The 16,489-nt window shown below is 65.6% G+C and carries 14 protein-coding genes; 4 read left to right on the forward strand and 10 right to left on the reverse strand.

Features of this window, described 5'->3' with window-relative positions:
• Nucleotides 1-34: 34 nt before the first annotated feature.
• From OOJ09_RS05630 to OOJ09_RS05645, 4 genes are all read right to left on the reverse strand, one after another.
• Nucleotides 35-766, reverse strand: a complete 732-nt coding sequence (locus OOJ09_RS05630) for an E3 binding domain-containing protein (RefSeq protein ID WP_269904246.1) — start codon at nucleotides 764-766, stop codon at nucleotides 35-37.
• Nucleotides 763-1,773, reverse strand: a complete 1,011-nt coding sequence (locus OOJ09_RS05635) for a C-terminal binding protein (RefSeq protein WP_269904247.1) — start codon at nucleotides 1,771-1,773, stop codon at nucleotides 763-765. Before OOJ09_RS05635 ends, OOJ09_RS05630 begins: the two co-directional genes overlap by 4 nt.
• 33 nt (nucleotides 1,774-1,806) lie before the next feature.
• Nucleotides 1,807-4,203, reverse strand: coding sequence for a thiamine pyrophosphate-dependent enzyme (locus OOJ09_RS05640; RefSeq protein ID WP_269904248.1), 2,397 nt, complete (start codon nucleotides 4,201-4,203; stop codon nucleotides 1,807-1,809).
• Between the two features lie 132 nt (nucleotides 4,204-4,335).
• Nucleotides 4,336-5,556 carry a mandelate racemase/muconate lactonizing enzyme family protein gene (locus tag OOJ09_RS05645; protein WP_269904249.1) on the reverse strand — a complete coding sequence of 407 codons (1,221 nt, stop codon included), beginning with the start codon at nucleotides 5,554-5,556 and terminating at the stop codon, nucleotides 4,336-4,338.
• 117 nt (nucleotides 5,557-5,673) lie between these two features.
• Here OOJ09_RS05645 and OOJ09_RS05650 point away from each other — a divergent pair, with 117 nt between their 5' ends.
• From OOJ09_RS05650 to OOJ09_RS05665, 4 genes are read left to right on the forward strand one after another with little or no spacing between them, the layout of a single operon-like run.
• Complete coding sequence (locus OOJ09_RS05650) at nucleotides 5,674-6,468, forward strand: SDR family NAD(P)-dependent oxidoreductase (RefSeq protein ID WP_269904250.1); 795 nt, start codon at nucleotides 5,674-5,676, stop codon at nucleotides 6,466-6,468.
• A gap of 4 nt (nucleotides 6,469-6,472) precedes the next feature.
• Complete coding sequence (locus tag OOJ09_RS05655; RefSeq protein WP_269904251.1) at nucleotides 6,473-7,321, forward strand: transketolase; 849 nt, start codon at nucleotides 6,473-6,475, stop codon at nucleotides 7,319-7,321.
• Between the two features lie 11 nt (nucleotides 7,322-7,332).
• Nucleotides 7,333-8,307, forward strand: a complete 975-nt coding sequence (locus OOJ09_RS05660; protein WP_420107501.1) for a transketolase family protein — start codon at nucleotides 7,333-7,335, stop codon at nucleotides 8,305-8,307.
• Between the two features lie 9 nt (nucleotides 8,308-8,316).
• The gene (locus tag OOJ09_RS05665; protein WP_269904253.1) at nucleotides 8,317-9,501 is read left to right on the forward strand and encodes a mandelate racemase/muconate lactonizing enzyme family protein; all 1,185 of its coding nucleotides are present in this window, start codon (nucleotides 8,317-8,319) and stop codon (nucleotides 9,499-9,501) included.
• On the opposite strand, the gene OOJ09_RS05670 is transcribed toward OOJ09_RS05665, so the two are convergent.
• The 6 genes from OOJ09_RS05670 to OOJ09_RS05695 form a co-directional block, all read right to left on the reverse strand.
• Entirely contained in the window at nucleotides 9,502-10,536 is a 1,035-nt protein-coding gene (locus OOJ09_RS05670; protein ID WP_269904254.1) for a substrate-binding domain-containing protein, read from the reverse strand. It abuts the gene before it with no gap.
• Nucleotides 10,537-10,780: 244 nt separating this feature from the next.
• On the reverse strand, nucleotides 10,781-11,365 hold the full coding sequence (locus OOJ09_RS05675) for an SDR family NAD(P)-dependent oxidoreductase (protein WP_269904255.1): 585 nt from the start codon (nucleotides 11,363-11,365) through the stop codon (nucleotides 10,781-10,783).
• 8 nt (nucleotides 11,366-11,373) lie between these two features.
• Nucleotides 11,374-12,129 carry an SDR family NAD(P)-dependent oxidoreductase gene (locus OOJ09_RS05680; protein ID WP_269904256.1) on the reverse strand — a complete coding sequence of 252 codons (756 nt, stop codon included), beginning with the start codon at nucleotides 12,127-12,129 and terminating at the stop codon, nucleotides 11,374-11,376.
• 109 nt (nucleotides 12,130-12,238) lie between these two features.
• On the reverse strand, nucleotides 12,239-13,234 hold the full coding sequence (locus tag OOJ09_RS05685; protein WP_256752499.1) for an ABC transporter permease: 996 nt from the start codon (nucleotides 13,232-13,234) through the stop codon (nucleotides 12,239-12,241).
• Nucleotides 13,235-13,293: 59 nt separating this feature from the next.
• A complete protein-coding gene (locus OOJ09_RS05690; protein ID WP_269904857.1) occupies nucleotides 13,294-14,838 on the reverse strand; it encodes a sugar ABC transporter ATP-binding protein in 1,545 nt (514 codons plus the stop codon).
• 115 nt (nucleotides 14,839-14,953) lie between these two features.
• The gene (locus OOJ09_RS05695) at nucleotides 14,954-15,916 is read right to left on the reverse strand and encodes a sugar-binding protein (protein ID WP_091584278.1); all 963 of its coding nucleotides are present in this window, start codon (nucleotides 15,914-15,916) and stop codon (nucleotides 14,954-14,956) included.
• Nucleotides 15,917-16,489: the final 573 nt, after the last annotated feature.

A 16,489-nucleotide genomic window follows, 5' to 3' on the forward strand; every position in this document is an offset into this window, starting at 1 on the left:
CGAGGCTAGGCGATGCCGCCGACGATCCGGAACATCAGACGAACAGCCGGAGCGGGTGTTCGATCGCCGATTTCAGGGCGGCGAGCCACGCGGCCGCGGCCGCCTCGTCAAGGCTTGCCGTATCTGTGGTGAGCAGGCATTCGGCATGGTCGCCGCCCGTGGCGACGCAGACGGTCAGCCGCATGGCGCGGCCCGGCAGAAGCGGCATCATCAGCGGCCGGATGTCGCTCGCAGGCAAGAGCCGCAAGGACAGCGCGGCCGGTTTTTGCGCGTCGTCATTGTCGTCGGCCAGAGCCGCAAGCCGTGTCGAACGCAGTGACGTCAAGGTAACCCGCGAGGCAGCCGTGAAGACCGCTTGCCGTCCGGCGAGTTCCAGAGCCACCGGAGCGCCGCCGAGCTTGGCGGCCCCGGGAGTTTCAGCGAATGCATGACCCGCCGCGCGCAGCAGCACGTCGTCGATGACGAACACTTTCCCGGTGCTCTCCAGCGCGGCCAGCAGGTCGCGCAGCGCGCCCAGCGCGAGCGATGCGGCGAAGGCGGCCATGCGGGGCGCCGCAACATATGGCGCGGCAGCGGTACGGGCGACGATATCAGGCAAATCTACAGGGGTGGGAACCGGGACGAAGCCCTGCACGTCAGCCGCCAGGATACGTCCGCCAGGGCCGCTGCCGCGGAGCGTCTCTAGCGGAAGGCCACGCTCGCGCGCCAGGCGGCGCGCATAGGGCGACGCCGCCAGACGTTGGCTTTGGCCGACCGCCATGTTCATTTCAGATACTCGGAATTGACGCAGTTGGTGAGCCGGCCCTCGGCGAGGTAGGCGTGCACGACCTCGATCGATTTCAGCCTGAGGTCGCGCATCGCCGCCGGGCTGTAGAAGGCGGCGTGCGGGGTGACGATCAGCCGGTTGGCGATCCACGGCTCGCGGCGCCGCCATGCCACCAGCAACGGATGGTCGAGATCGCCGGGTTCGTTCGGCAGCACGTCCAGCCCGGCCCCGGCGACAGTGCCTTCGCGCATCGCCGCTTCCAGCGCGTCGAGATCGACGATCGGGCCGCGCGCCGTGTTGACCAGGACAAGGCCTGGCTTGGCGGCGGCGAAGGCAGCCGCACCAAGCAGCTTGCGGGTTTCCTCGCTCAACGGCGTGTGAACGCTCACCACATCCGCCCGCCCCATCAGCTCGGCCAGCGAATGGACCCGCTCGTAGCCGGTCGAGAGGTCGACGCCGGACAGAAGATGCGGGTCATGGAACACCACCTTCATGTCGAAAGCGGCGGCGCGGCGGGCAGTGGCAAGCCCGATGCGGCCGAGCCCGACAATGCCGAAGATGGCACCCTTGTGCCGGCGCACCAGCGGCGCCTTGGAAAAATGCCAGCCTTCGGCGCCGTTGCCGGAAAGCTCCGCACCATAGGCGGAGGTGCCGCGCGTCAGCGCCAGCATCAGCCCGATGGCGTGGTCGGCGACTTCCGTCGTGCCATAGTCCGGAACATTGCAGGCCGGGATTTTGCGCGCGCCCCAGCCCGCGGTGTCGATGTTGTCGAAGCCGACGCCCGAGCGCACCGCGATCCTCGCCTTGGGAAAGGCGGTCGGAGCGGCCGCGACATTATGGGTCGGCGAATAGTTGATGACGGCATCGACCGAACCGCAGATCGCGGGATCGAGGCTGGCAGCCTTGTCATTCGTCGAGCGGGCCAGGATGAGTTCGACGTCGGGATAATGCTCGCGCTCGAGTTCAGCCTCGTCGGCGGCTTGCCAGTTGGCGCACAGGATCTTCATGCTTGCCCTTCGGATTTCATATCTGGTGGTGGTTTATTTCCTGATGCCGCCGATGCGGCCGCCCATTGGCACCACGGCGCCGACCGGCTGGTCGATCGCGACGAGCGTGCCGCCGACCGGCGCATCGATCTCGACCACGGCCTTGTCGGTTTCGATCTCGGCGATCAGTTCGCCCTCCTTGACGGCATCGCCGACCGCCTTCAGCCATTTTATGACGGTGCCTTCGCTGACGGTGAGATCGCCGAACGGCATCGTTATCGGCTCGTCATCGCCCGCGGGAGGAGCGGAAGTCGCTGGCACGGTGGGCTGTGGCTTGGCCGGAGCAGACGCAGGCTTAGCCGGCGCAGCGCTTTTCAGGCCGACCGTGTACCAGTGATCCGGCACCGGCGGCTGGCCAGCGATGACGTCGCGCACGCCTTGGACGATGCGCGCTGTATCGACCAGCATGGCGCGCTCCAGAACCGGCGCGAAGGGATGCGAAGTCGGCGCCGTGTGCAGCCTTCCGGGCGGCGCGTCGAGTTCGTCGAAGGCGAGTTCGTTGATGGCTTGCGCGATCTCGCCGCCAAGGCCGCACATCGCCCAGGCCTCGTCGACGATGAGCAGACGATGGGTCTTGCGGACGCTGGCGACGATGGTGTCGATGTCGAGCGGCATGATGGTTCGCGGGTCGATCACCTCGGCCTCGATGCCTTCGGCGGCCAGCCCCTCGGCGGCCTCCAGCGCGCGCTGCACCATCTGGCCGGCGGCAACGATGGTGATGTCGGTACCGGACCGGGCGATGCGCGCGACGCCGAACGGTACATAATGTTCGCCCACGGGCACCTCGCCCTTCGACGCGAACAGCGCCTTGGGTTCGAGCATGATGACGGGATCGCCAGCCCTCAGCGCCGTCTTCATCAGGCCCTTGGCATCGGCCGGAGTCGAGGGCACGCAAACAATGAGGCCCGGCATGTGGGCGAAGACCGGATGATAGATGCCGCTGTGATGCGGACCGGAACTGCGCAGCGCGCCAGCGCCGACGCGCACCACCATGGGCGCGCTCATCAAGCCGCTGGTCATGTAGCGCAGCTTCGCCGCCTGCAAAAAGATCTGCCCGGCGGTCTCGAAAGCGAAGTCGGCAAACATCAGGTCCGAGACGGTGCGCGCGCCGGTGGCCGAAGCGCCGACGGCAGCGGCGGTGAAACCCTGTTCGGAAATCGGCGTGTCGACCATGCGCTCGGCGCCGAACTCCTGCCACAGGTTCCTGGTGTGGGCAAAACTGCCGCCGCGTTCGCCAGTGCCCTCGCCGAAATAGAGGATCGCCGGATTGGCGCGCATCTCCTCGGCGATGCCGTCGCGCACCGCTTCGAGCCAGCCTTGCATGCGCGTCTCGCCGATGGCGCGCGACTGCAGGGCGGCGGGCGGATTGATCGGATCGGCAAAGACGTGCAGGCGCGCCGTTGCCGGGTCAGGCTCGGGCGAGTTGCGGGCGAAGGTCAACGCTTCCTCGACCACCTTTTCGATCCGGCTTTCGATCGCCGCCAGGGCTTCCGCATCGGCGATGCCATAGTCCTCGACCAGCTTCTTGCGGAACATGTCGATCGGATCGCGCTTGATCCAGGCGTCGAGCTCCTCTTGTGTGCGGTAGGTGCCGATGACCGGATCGCCCTCATGGTGGCCGACGGTGCGATAGGTCTTGGCCTCGATCAGCGTCGGACCCTTGCCGGCGCGGGCGCGCTCGGTGGCTTCCTTCATGGCCAGCCAGACGGCGAAGACGTCGTTGCCGTCGATGGCGACGCCGGGCATGCCGTAGGACGCGGCCTTGGTGGCGATCTCGGGATTGAGCGTGACGGACTTGAGCGGCGTCGCGGTGGCGTAGAGATTGTTCTCACAGATGAAGACGGCGGGCGCCCGCTGCACGGCGGCGAAATTGAGGGCCTCGTGGAAGCCGCCATGATTGGCGGCGCCGTCGCCGAAGAAGGCGACGCCGATGTCGTCGCGGCCCTGCTGGCGGGCGCTCATGCCGATGCCGACGGCATGGCCGATACCGGCGGCGACGATGCCATTGGTGCCGAACAGCCCGACCGAGCGGTCATAGAGATGCATGGTACCGCCGCGGCCGCCGCAGATGCCGTCGACCTTGCCGAACAGCTCGGCCATCACCCGTCCGGGGTTGGCGCCCTTGGCCAGCGCGTGGCCATGGCCACGATGGGTTGATGTCACCCAATCCGTCGGGCGCAGATGCGCACAGACGCCGACCCCTGTCGCCTCTTCGCCGATATAGAGATGCAGGAAGCCCGGCGTTTCGCCCTTGCGGCAAGCGATCTGGGCGATGCTTTCGAAGCGGCGCAGCAGCACCATGCGCTCGAACAGGTCGAGCAGGATTTTCCGGTCGAGCAGATTTGGCGCACTCCTAGAATCCTCACGCGTGCGCGCCGCAGAAATTGCCACCAGGGCCTCCCTAAATCAGTCTGACGCCGGGCGGCAGAGCGCCGGCGGCGAGCTTGCTGGCCGCCCGCTTCGGCTGATAATAGATTATAATAGCATAATGTCTACTGACTCCTGACGGAGCCGGTGTGGCCGCTAGATTTTGGTGATGCGCACCGTGGCGTCGGGCCGCTGGAACAGCTCCGGCCGCAGGCTGAGACCAAGCCCCGGCCCTTCGAGCGGTGCGACTTGGCCATCGCTGACCAGCGGAATGTCGGCGACGATCTCGGTGTACCAGCCGGTGAAATAGGCGCGCACGGCTTCCTGGTAATTGACGTTCGGCAAGGTCGCCGACAGCGCGCAGCTGGCGGCATAGACGATCGGCCCGGTGCAGTCGTGCAAGGTCACCGGCAGTTCGCTGGCCTCGGCCATGTTGGCGATCTTGCGCGCCTCGCTGAGGCCGCCGCACCAGGCGAGGTCGATCATGATCACCGAAGCAGCGCGCTTGTCGATCAACTGCTTGAACATCTGCCGCGAGGCCAGCCTCTCGCTGGCGGCGATCGGAATGGAGGTGTGGCGGGCAAGCTCGGCCATGGCGTCGAGCTCGTTGTAGCGGATCGGTTCCTCCAGCCAGGCGACGTCATACGCTTTCAGCGCCTCCGCGATGCGCAGCACCGGCGGCAAGGTCCACAGCCCGTGCAGCTCGACCATGATTTCCATGTCGCGGCCGACGGCGTCGCGGATCTTCTGGAACGGCTCCAGCGCCTTGTCGAGATCGGCAAGCGAGATGCGAGTGCCGTTCGATGCCTCTGCGGCGATGTCGAACGGCCATATCTTCATCGCCTTGATACCTTCGGATTTCAGGCTCCTGCCGAGGTCGCCGGCATTGTAGCGCCAGGCGAGCAGGTCCTCGTACGGGCCCTCGTTCGAATCGCCCACCTTGAGCGACCAGTCCTCGCCGCGCTCGAACAGGGCGTTCTTCTTCGTGGCGCGGACATGCTTGTAGCCGGCGCAGGTGTTGTAGATCGGCACGGTCTTGTGGGTGCGGCCGCCGAGCAGCCGCCAGACCGGCTCGCCGAGTGCCTGGCCATGAATATCCCAGAGCGCGATGTTGACGGCGGAATTGCCGCGCACCTCGGCGCCGGAATCGCGCGCGCCGACATAGACGCTGCCCAACATACGGTCGTGCAGCTCGATGTCGCGCGGATCCTTGCCCAGGAGGTAGGCGGCGACGTTGTCGTGGATGTAGGAGGCGACCGGCCCCGGCGCCCAGAAGGTCTCTCCGGTGCCGATGAAGCCGGCATCGGTGTGGACGCGCAGCCAGAACAGGAACGGGAACTCCGCCAGCTGCAGCGTTTCGAGCGCGACGACTTTCATTTCTTCCTCCCCGTACCGGCCGACCGCACGGTCGGCGGACAATAGCACATCCCCGTTGACAGCCATTTATGGTACCGGTATCAATCCCGTCAAGATGACCACCGGGAGGGTGCTCGCTTGCCTGCCGAAATTCTCGATACCACGCCACGCAGAGCACTGGTCACAGGTGCCGCCGGCGGCCTCGGCCGCGAGGTGGCGATCCAGTTGGCCCGGCGAAACTGTGTCGTCGCGGTCACCGACATCAATGGCGAGGGACTGGCCGAGACCATCAGGCGGATCGGGGAGACCGGCGCGGAAAGCGAACGCATCGTCAGCGATTTCACTGGGGAAGGCGCACCGGAAGCGGCGGTCGAAAAAGTGGTCACGCGCTGGGGCGGCATCGACATCCTCGTCAACAATGCCGGCTATGGTGTGATCGAACCTTTCCTCGACGCCACTTACAAATCCTGGACGCGCACGCTGGCGCTCAACGTCACCGCGCTTGCCATGGCCTGCAAGGCGGCGGGACGCGTGATGCGCGAGCAGCGCTCCGGGCGCATCATCAACATCACCTCACCCGGTTCGCGCATGGCGCTGCCCGACTACACCGCCTACACGGCGAGCAAAGCCGGCGTCGATTCCATCACCCGCGCCGCGGCGGTTGCCCTGGCGCCCTACGGCGTACTGGTGAACAGCCTGGCGCCGGGCATGATGGACACCGAGATGCAGCGCTCGACCGAGGCCGATCTCGCCCGCGCCAATGGCCGCAACGACCTCCAGGCCTTTCTCGACGAGCGCACGCGCCGCATCCCGCTCGGCCGCCGCGCAGAGATCGCGGAAGTCGCGGAGGCCGTCGTCTGGCTCTGCCTCGATGCGCCCGATTACATGACCGCCGAGCGGCTCAACATGTCGGGCGGGCTCGACAAGGATTGATCAGATGCCGCGCAACTCCCCTCCCGGCACCGCCGATATCGGCGCGCTTGAACGCAAGGCAACGCAGTTGCGCCGCCACATGCTGACCATGGCGCGCGGCCAGGGGCAGGGCTATATCGGCCAGGGCCTGGGCATCGCCGATGCGCTGGCCGCGCTGTATTTCCATGAGCTGCGCTACGACCCGCACAATCTGGCCTGGCCCGACCGCGACCGCTTCCTGTTGTCGACCGGCCATTATTCCATCGCGCTGTGGGCGGCGCTGACCGAGGCCGGCATCATTCCGGTCGAGGAACTGGTCACCTATGGCGCGGACAACAGCCGGCTGGAGATGTCGACGCTCGACACCACGCCCGGCGTCGAAATGATCGGCGGCTCGCTTGGTCATGGGTTGGGACAAGGTGTCGGCCAGGCGCTTGGGCTGCGCGTCGACCGCTCCGATGCGCGCGTCTTCGTCGAACTGTCCGACGGCGAGATGCAGGAAGGCTCGACCTGGGAAGCGGCAATGTCGGCCAGCCATTTCAAGCTCGACGGACTGGTCGCGCTCATCGACTGCAACGGCATCCAGGCCGACGGGCCTGTCGTGCTCGACATGGAACCTGTCGCCGGCAAATGGCGCGCCTTCGGCTGGGAAACGTTCGAGATCGACGGCAACGACATGACGGCGGTGGTCGGCGCGTTGGCCAGTGCACGCCAGCGCAACGGCAAGCCGAAGGCGATCGTGCTGCGCACGCTGCCCGGCAAGGGCGTGCCGCGCATCGAGAGCAGCGAGAAATCGCACTTCTTCCGCATCGACGTGGCGCAATGGGGCGGCATCATCGCCGAGTTCGAGAAAAGCGCGGGAGCGGGCCCGTGAGCGGCGCGGCGATGGAGGCTGGCCGCACGCTGGCCATGGGGCAGGACGAAGCCGTTGACGGCGGCCGGCAGAGTGTCGAGGCCCCGTTCGGCCGGGCGCTGGCCCGTCTTGGCCAGAGCCATCCAGACATTGTCGGGCTGACCGCCGATCTCGGCAAATACACCGACATATTGCCATTCCGCGATGCCTTTCCGGAGCGCTTCTTCAATGTCGGCATGGCCGAGCAGAACCTCGTCGCCGTCGCCGCCGGGCTGGCGCGCACCGGCAAGGTGCCGTTCGCCACCACCTACGGCGTGTTCGCGACGCGGCGCGCCTATGATTTCATCGCCATCGCGCTTGCCCACTCCAACCTCAACGTCAGGATCGTCGCCGGCCTGCCGGGTCTGACGACCGGCTATGGCGGCACGCATCAGGCGATCGAGGACCTGGCGCTGATGCGCATGATCCCCGGCCTCACCATCATCGATCCCTGCGACGCGACCGAGATCGAGGCGGCGACCGAGGCGATCGCCGAGCATCAGGGCCCGGTCTACATGCGGCTGCTGCGCGGCAGCGTGCCGGTCGTGTTCGAACCCGGGTACCGCTTCGAGATCGGCAAGGCGGGGCGGCTTCGCGGCGGTCCGGATGTCGGCATCATTTCGACCGGCTTCATGACCGAGCGGGCACTGGACGCGGCGGACGCTTTGCGCAAACAAGGCATTTCCGCCGGCGTGCTGCATGTGCCGACGATCAAACCGTTCGACGCCGAAGCGGTGGCCGAATTTGCTGCCGGTGTCGGCCATATCGTCACGGCGGAAAACCACGTCGTCGTTGGCGGACTGGCGAGCCTGGTCGTCGAGACCTTGTTCGATGCCGGCATCGCGAAGACAGTGACACGCATCGGCCTGCCCGACCGCTACATCGAATGCGGCGCGGTGCCGACCCTGCAAGCGAAATACGGCCTGACGACCGACGCCGTCATCGCAACGATCGCCGCGCTGAATTAGGACTGTCGTATGAAGATCACCGAGATCGAGACCTTCGCCGTCGGCGCCGGCTGGAAGAACTGGCTGTTCGTCAAAGTGCATACCGACAAGGGCATCCATGGCGTCGGCGAAGGCACGCTGAACGGCTTCATCAAGACCACCGAAGCCGGCGTGCATGAACTCAAGCACCTCGCCATCGGTCAGGACCCGCGCCGCATCAACGCGCTGGCCAAGCGCATGCTGGACAGCGTCTCGCTCGACGGCGGCCACATCCACCGCACGGTGATCGCCGCGATCGATGTCGCCTGCTGGGACATTCTGGGCAAGAGCCTCGGCGTGCCGATCCACCAGCTTCTTGGCGGACAGGTGCGCGACAGCGTGCTCGGCTACGCCAATGGCTGGTATCGCACCGAACGCACGCCCGAAGCTTTCCTCGAAGCCGCCAAGGCGGTGCTGGCCAAGGGCTTCAAGGCGTTCAAGCTCGACCCGTTCGGCACCGCGCAAGGTTTCATTTCGCGCGAGGAGCTGGAGCTCTCCCACGCGATCTGCCGAAAATTGCGTGACGAACTGCCCAGGGACACGCTGATCCTGATCGATGTCCATGCCCGCTTCACCGAGATCGCCGCCCTGCAGGCGGCCCAAAGGTTCGCCGACCTCGATATCTACTGGTGGGAGGAGCCGACCTCGCGCGACCGCCAGGAGACCGTGCACGAAGTGGCGCATCGCTCACCGATCCCGGTGGCGACCGGCGAGATGTACGACACGGTCGGCCAGTTCTACACGCTGGCGGCGGGAGGCGGCGTCAACATCTTCCAGCCCGAGCCGATGTCGCTCGGCGGGATTACACCATCCATGCAGGTGGCCAATCTGGCGCTCGCCCATGGCAGCCACATCGCGCCGCACCAGAGCGGCGGACCGGTGGCGACGGCGGTGTGCCTGCAACTGGCGGCGGCGGTGCCGAATTTCCTCATCCAGGAACATTTCGACGCCTTCAACGACACCTGGACGCGCGACCTCGTGACCTGGCATCCGACCATCAACCCGGACAATGGCCATCTGTCGCTGCCGGACGCGCCGGGGCTCGGCATCGATCTCAACATCGATGCGATCAAGCATCACCCCTACGACCCCGACGCCTATCTCAACGTCCATGCCGAGGGCTGGGAAAAGCGCCTCGGGCGGCGCGAGGGCACCGCAAGGAAACAGCCCTCCTGATCAAGCGCTCTCGCGGTCGACGATCTCGAAGCCGAGGCTGGTGATGGTCGGCACCTTGGTGTCGCCGCCGAGCCTTGCCAGCAATTGCCGCACGGCGCGCCGGCCCATCTCGTAGCGATTGACCTTGACCGTGGTCAGCGGTGGATAGAGTTGGGCCGCGAGATCCATGTCGCCATAGCCGGCGATGGCGATCCTGCCTGGCACCGCCCAGCGGCGGCGGTGGCATTCCTGCACGGCGCCGACGGCCAGCGTGTCGCTGGAGAAGAAGATGGCGTCGATGTCCTTGTGCCTCGACGTCAGCGTCACAAGCGCCTCGGCACCGCCTTGCGCGGTGATCGGCACCTCGACCTCCATGCCGCCATGATTCCTGATGCCGAGTTCAGTGAGTGCGGCATGATAGCCGGTGCGGCGCTGCTGCAGCCGGTCATTGCCATGGATCGGCGTCGAGACGAAGCCGATGCGCTTGTAGCCCTTGGCCGCCAGATGCATGGTCATGGCGTAGGCGGTCTCGAAGTTGGACACGCCGACCGCCATGTCGATCGGGTTGCGGCCCTTGATCTCGGAAATCTCGACCACCGGCGCGCCGCTGCTCTTCAGCAATTCGCGCGCCGTTTCACTCTGTACGAAACTCTGCAGGATCATGCCGACCGGGCGCCAGCCAAGCAGGGTGCGGATCGATTTCTCCTCTGCCTCCTGCGTGAACTCGCCCTGCACCAGGAGCATCGAATAGCCGCTCTCGTGGCACTCGTCGGACATGCCCTGCACCTGTTCGGCGATGCCCGAATTGATCAGCGGCGGCACCACCGTGCCGATCATGCGGCCATGGCCGCGCATGCTGGACGCCAGCCGGTTGGGCACGAAGCCGGCCTGCTCGATGGCCTGCAGCACCTTGGCGCGCGTCTCCGGCGAGACCATGTCGGGATTGGACAGCGCCCGCGACACCGTCATCGGCGCGACGCCGACGCGCTTGGCGATCTCGCGGACGCCAAGCCGCCGCGACTTCTTCTCCCCCGGGCCGTCCGGCCTGTCGGTCATCACAAGTGCTCCAAGAGAGCGCGATCCGCCAAAGCAATGTTCTCGGGGTCACGCGACAAACGCCATTCATAGCGGTTGCGGCGGACGCTTTCCAGCGATGCACCCGACCATCACGAGTCGAAGATTTCACCGATCCGAAAGCCGGCGCATGAAACCGATGCCACGCCGGCACAGCGGGACCATGCTGCCGCCGATCCCGGGCGCCAGCCCGACCTCAACCGCTTCAGCGTCGAGCGTCAACAGATCAGAAGTTGCGCCCGTAGCCTGCCGTCCATCCACCATCGACACCCAGCATCTGGCCGGTCGTGTAGGTGTTCAGTGGATCGCAGAAGAACAGCACGGCTGCAACGGCTTCCTCGATGCTGCCGGCGCGGCCAACCGGGATGTGGCTGAGCATCGACTTGTCGCCCGACACCATGGTTTCATCCTCGACCGCGCCGACGCCGACGGCATTGACCAAGACCTTCGGGCCGAACTCCATGGCGAGCGTGCGCATGCCGGCAAGGATCGACGCATTCTCCATGGAAAAGCGCGGATGGCGGCGCATCGGCATGCCGGCAGCCGCCGACAGCAGGAAGACGATGCGCCCGCTCCCACGCTCGGTCATGGCCACGGCAGCCTTGCGCGCGTCGGCATAGAGCGATCGCGGATCGCCGGTCGCCGTCCCCGGCCGCAGCGGGCAGGAGATCAGCAGGATATCGGCGCCGCGCGCATGGGAGCCTTCGACAAGAAGGCCGCCATTGGCCTGCAGCGCGGCAAGCGCTGCCTCGGCAACCGGGTTGGTGTCGCCATCCAGTGCGAAAGCGGTGCCCTCGAGATCGATTTCCATGGCAGCACTCACATCATGTATCCCGCCGTCCAGCCGCCATCGACGGCCAGCACCTGGCCGTTGACGTAGCTGGCGGCCGGGGAGGCAAGGAACAGCACGGCCTCGGCGATCTCCTCCGGCCGGGCCGGCCGGCCGAGCGGCACATGGGCAAGGAATTCCTGGGTGCGGCCGGCGAATTTGCCGTCGTCGCCATAGAACAGCTTGGCGGTCAGCGCCGTCATCACCGAGCCCGGCGCGATCGCGTTGGTCAGGATGCCCCTGGCTCCGAGTTCGATCGCCATCGACCGTGTCAGATGGATGATGCCGGCCTTGGCGGCGACGAACGGGCTTTGCAGGCGCATGGCGGCAAGGCCGACGACGGAGGCGATGTTGACGATGCGCCCGCCCTTGCCGGCGGCGAGCATGGGCCCAAGCGCCGCGCGGCTCATGATGTAGAGGCCATCGAGATCGATGCCGGTGATGCGATCCCATTCCTCGGCCGGAAATTCATCGATGGTGACGCGATGCGCCAGCGTGTTGACGCCGGCATTGTTGACCAGGATGTCGAGGCGGCCATGGCGCTCCATGATCGCGGCGATCGCATTGTCGACCGATACCGCGTCGCGGATGTCGGCGGTGCAGGCCATTGCATTGCTGAAGTCAGCCGCGACCCGCTCCGCGCCTTCCCTGTCGATATCTGCGACGACGACCGCTGCGCCATTGTCGGACAGGCGCTTGGCAATGGAACTGCCTATCGCGCCCGCGGCTCCCGTGACCAGCGCCACCTTGCCTCGCAAATCGCAACGCATGTCCCGTCAGCCCCCCGACCTTCTCGGGTTATGCTATTATAATAATCTCAACGCCTGGACAAGCAGGCGGGTCGTTGCAAGGCGGTTATTCCGCCGCCGCACCAGCGACGTTTTTGCGGGCGGCGTCGACCATCAGCCGCCTTGCCCGGAACACGCCCCATTGCTGGTCGACCAGCACGCCGATGAGGATGACGCCGCCCATCACCGCGAAGTTGAGCGAGGACGGGATGCCGAGCAGATTGACGAGGTTCTGCAGCTCCTGCAGCAGGACCGTGCCGAGAATGACGCCAATCAGCGAGCCCTCGCCGCCGCGCAGCGAGAAGCCGCCGAGCACCGCTGCCGCGATGGCGTAGAGCTCGTAGAACTGGCCGTGGCTGGCCGGCGAGATCGACCGCGTGTACATGGCGAAATAGATCGCCGACAGCGCTGTCAGCACGCCGCAAATGACATAGGCCGCCATGACGACGCGGCCGGTGCGGATGCCCGAATATTTCGCCGCCTCCTCGTTCTTGCCGATGGCATAGAGATAGCGCCCGAACACCGAACGGTGCAGCACCACCCACATGACGATGGCGATGACGATCAGCGCGATGAAGCTGTTGGGCACGCCATATGACCGCCCGGCGGTGAGAAATTCGAGCTCGGGAAAGTTCTGGCCGAAGGCGAAGCCGGCTGTGCCGTCGGCGGTGTAGAAGCGGGCGACGCCGCGATAGATCAGCAGGCCGCACAGCGTCACCACGAAAGGCTGCAGCTTGAGCCTGGTGATCAGCCAGCCGTGCACCAGACCGATGATGGCGCCGAGCGCGATGATCAGCACGAAGGCCAGCGGCCAGTCCAGGTCGCGCACGGCGATGAAGTCGATGAACAGCGTTCCCAGCAGCGCGACCACCGAGCCGACCGACAGTTCGATGCCGCCGGTGATGATGACGAAGGCCTGGCCGATCGACAGGATGCCGAACAGGCCGATCAGGTTCGAGGTGTTGGCGAGGTTGATCGGCAGCAGGAAGCGCGGATTGATGATGGCGACCACGGTCCCGACCACCAGGATCAGGATCAGCAGGCCGAGATCTTTCTTGCTCATCGTCTTCTCCCCAATGCCTGCCTGAGCGGGTTGCGCGGTGGTGCGAAACCCGCGGCAAACTATTTCGGCTGCTTGCCCACCGCCAGCAGCAGCACGTTTTCCTGGCTGAACTGTTCCTTGTCGAGAATGCCCGAAATCTGGCCCTCATGCATGACGGCGATGCGGTCGGACACGCCGATCACCTCTTCCATGTCGCTGGAGATCATCAGCACGGCGACGCCGGCATCGGCGAGCGCGCGCATCAGCCCGTAGATTTCCGCCTTGGCGCCGATGTCGATGCCGCGCGTCGGCTCGTCGAGGATCATCACTTTCGGGTTCATGGCCAGCCACTTGCCGAGCACGACCTTCTGCTGGTTGCCGCCCGACAGCGTGCCGGTACGCGTCTGCACCGACGGCGCCTTGATGCCGAGATTGCTCTTCTGCTTCTCGGCGGTTACCGTTTCGGCGCTTGCGGACACCAGCGAGCGCTTCGCATGCGCCGGCAGGTTGGGCAGCGAAATGTTCTGGGCGATCGACAGGTCGAGCAGGATGCCGGTCAGCTTGCGGTCCTCGGGCACCAGAAAAATGCCGTGCGCGACGGCGTCGGCCGCGGAGCCGAGGACAAGCGGTTTGCCGTCGCGCTCGAGCGCGCCGCCAAGGCTGCTGTCGATGCCGAAGAACACCCGCGCCAGCTCGGTGCGGCCGGAGCCGACAAGCCCGGCAAGGCCGAGGATTTCGCCGCGCCTGACGTCGAGGTCGACCGGCCGGCTGGGATAGGCGGGGGTGCGGATGGCCTTGGCCGACAGCGCGACCGCGCCCGGCGCCCGCGCCGCCTCGGAGGCCTTCTCGCGCTCCTTCAGCATGCGGCCGATCATCAGCTTGACCATCTGGTCGTGGTTGATGTCGCGCTTCTGCAGCGTGCCGGCCAGCATGCCGTCGCGCAGCACGACGACGCGGTCGGCGACGCGCTCGACCTCGTGCAGGCGGTGCGAGATGAAGATGACGCTGATGCCGTCCGCCTTCAGCGCCTTGATGACGTCGAGCAATTTGTCGGTTTCGGCGAGCGGCAGGCTGGACGTCGGCTCGTCGAGGATGACCAGCCGCGCCTTGATCGACAACGCCTTGGCGATCTCGACCATCTGCTGCTGGGCCAGCGACAAAGCGGAGACAGGCGTATCGGCGGAGAAATTGGCGCCGACGCGCTTCAACAGCGGCGCCACCATGGTGCGCAGCCTGGCGCGGTCGACGAGCCTGAGCGGACCGGCGCGCAACGGCTCGCGGCCGAAGAAGATGTTGGCGGCAACGTCGAGATTGTCGAACAGGTTGAGTTCCTGGTGGACGAAGGCAATGCCCGACCCCAGGCTGCCCTCGACGGTCAGGCCCTTGTGGGCGATGCCGTCGACCGTGATCGTGCCGGTGTCCGGCGTGGTGACGCCGCCGAGGATCTTCATCAATGTCGACTTGCCGGCGCCGTTCTCGCCGACGAGGCCGATGACCTCGCCGGGCCTGACCTCCATGGAAAAGCCATCGAGTGCGACGACGCCCGGATAGGTCTTGCGCACGTTCTCGAGGCTGAGGAACGGAGCGGTCACCGATACAGCAATGGATGTGTCGGAATAGTTCATCATGCCTGACAGCAATTGGCGGGCCGGCCTCCCCGCAGACTGACGGGCCGCGCCCGGTTCGTCAATGCGAGCAGCCGGCCCAAGCGAAGTTGAGCCGGCTGAACTGCCTGTTGTCTCAGTTTCCAGACATCGCCTTCAGATTGGCGGCATAGGCGTCGACGTCATCCTTGCCGATGATCTTGGTCGGGATGATGATGAGGCCGTTGGCCGGGATGCCCGACTTGTCGCCCTTGAGATAGGCGGCCATCAGCTTCATGCCCTGATAGGCCCATTCGAAGGGCTGCTGCACGACGGTCGCGGCTACGGTGCCTTCCTTGACGCCGCCCAGCGTGATCGGATCGTCATCGAAGCCGACGACGGTGATCGAGCCGAGCTTGCCGGCGTCGCGCAGCGCTTCATAGATGCGCGGCGTGTTGTAGGAGTAGAAGCCGACCATGCAGGTGACGTCGGGGCTGGCGACCAGCGCGTCCTCGACGTTCTTCTTGGCGCGCGCCTGGTCGATGTCGTCGCCGCGCACGTCGACCAGCTCGATCTTGGTGCCGGCCAGGCCGTCCTTCATGCCCTGGATGCGCTCCTTGGCATTGTCGGCGCCGAGCAGACCGACGAAGCCGAGGCACTTGCCGCCATTGGGCATCGCCTTCTTGGCGATCTCGGCCGCCTGCTTGCCGGCATCGACGTTGGACGAGCCGATATAGGCGACGCGCTTGGTCTGCGGGGCGTCGCTGTCGGTGGTGAACAGCGCCGTTTCCGAGGCGATCTTGTTGAGACCATCGGTCGAGGTCTTCGGATCGACGGCGGAAACCATGATGCCCTTCACGCCAGCCGTCACCAGATCGTCCATCAGCCGCTGCTGGATGGCGACCGAGGACTGCTCGGGATATTTGAGCTCGAGATTGTAGTCCGGCAGTTCGCCTTGCGCCTTCTTGACGCCGGCTTCGGCGGCCTTCCAGAAATCGGAAGCGCCGTTGACGACGAAGGCCAGGGTCGGCTTGTCGTCGGCGCGCGCGATTGCCGTCGCCGACAGGCCGAGCAGCAGCGCCGCGGCGGCTACGGATGCATTTCGTATCAAGGATTTCATGTTCAACCTCCCTTTTGGTTCAGTCGTTCGACTGACCGATCTTGCACTGACCTGATTTTGCATTTTGCCGTCTGCGGCTTGGACGCCCTCCTCCTCAAAGGGGTTCCCCGGCAACGAAGGAATGGCGTCGTTCCAGCCACGATCATGGACTTTAGAGACTCATCCATCGTTCGTAAATAGTCCGATTTGTCTGACATATCATATGTCCGAGACAGGGCTCGCGGCGGTACGATCCGCTCGCCATCGGGCCATCCATGCACACTTCCATCACGCCTGGACCCGAAGGGCCGGACGCGATGGATTGACGGTACAGCGCATTTTTGTATTAGTAAACAGTATTAGTTCCGGACACATCGTTGCGATGCCGTCGCGGATTTGCCGACGAACTGCTGCCTTGGTCGTCCTGAAGCTCGAGCCTTGCGGTCTTTGTGTTCCCAGGGCATCCGGAATCGAATGACAAATGGGTCTGGAAGCTGATAATAATTATAATCAGCGGCGACGGCTTCTATAAATCGGCAGCGTCGCACCATCTTGTCGGCCCGGCAGGCTGCCGCTAGACAGGCCGGGGATTGG

Source organism: Mesorhizobium qingshengii (assembly GCF_027563465.1).
Taxonomy (GTDB): Bacteria; Pseudomonadota; Alphaproteobacteria; order Rhizobiales; family Rhizobiaceae; genus Mesorhizobium; species Mesorhizobium qingshengii_A.

Coding starts and splice junctions, on each gene's coding strand:
- OOJ09_RS05675 (WP_269904255.1), bottom strand. CDS start 11,365: ATGGAAATCGATCTCGAGGGCACCGCTTTCGCACTGGATGGCGACACC.
- OOJ09_RS05655 (WP_269904251.1), top strand. CDS start 6,473: ATGCCGCGCAACTCCCCTCCCGGCACCGCCGATATCGGCGCGCTTGAA.
- OOJ09_RS05665 (WP_269904253.1), top strand. CDS start 8,317: ATGAAGATCACCGAGATCGAGACCTTCGCCGTCGGCGCCGGCTGGAAG.
- OOJ09_RS05645 (WP_269904249.1), bottom strand. CDS start 5,556: ATGAAAGTCGTCGCGCTCGAAACGCTGCAGCTGGCGGAGTTCCCGTTC.
- OOJ09_RS05690 (WP_269904857.1), bottom strand. CDS start 14,838: ATGAACTATTCCGACACATCCATTGCTGTATCGGTGACCGCTCCGTTC.
- OOJ09_RS05630 (WP_269904246.1), bottom strand. CDS start 766: ATGAACATGGCGGTCGGCCAAAGCCAACGTCTGGCGGCGTCGCCCTAT.
- OOJ09_RS05685 (WP_256752499.1), bottom strand. CDS start 13,234: ATGAGCAAGAAAGATCTCGGCCTGCTGATCCTGATCCTGGTGGTCGGG.
- OOJ09_RS05670 (WP_269904254.1), bottom strand. CDS start 10,536: ATGACCGACAGGCCGGACGGCCCGGGGGAGAAGAAGTCGCGGCGGCTT.
- OOJ09_RS05660 (WP_420107501.1), top strand. CDS start 7,333: ATGGAGGCTGGCCGCACGCTGGCCATGGGGCAGGACGAAGCCGTTGAC.
- OOJ09_RS05635 (WP_269904247.1), bottom strand. CDS start 1,773: ATGAAGATCCTGTGCGCCAACTGGCAAGCCGCCGACGAGGCTGAACTC.
- OOJ09_RS05695 (WP_091584278.1), bottom strand. CDS start 15,916: ATGAAATCCTTGATACGAAATGCATCCGTAGCCGCCGCGGCGCTGCTG.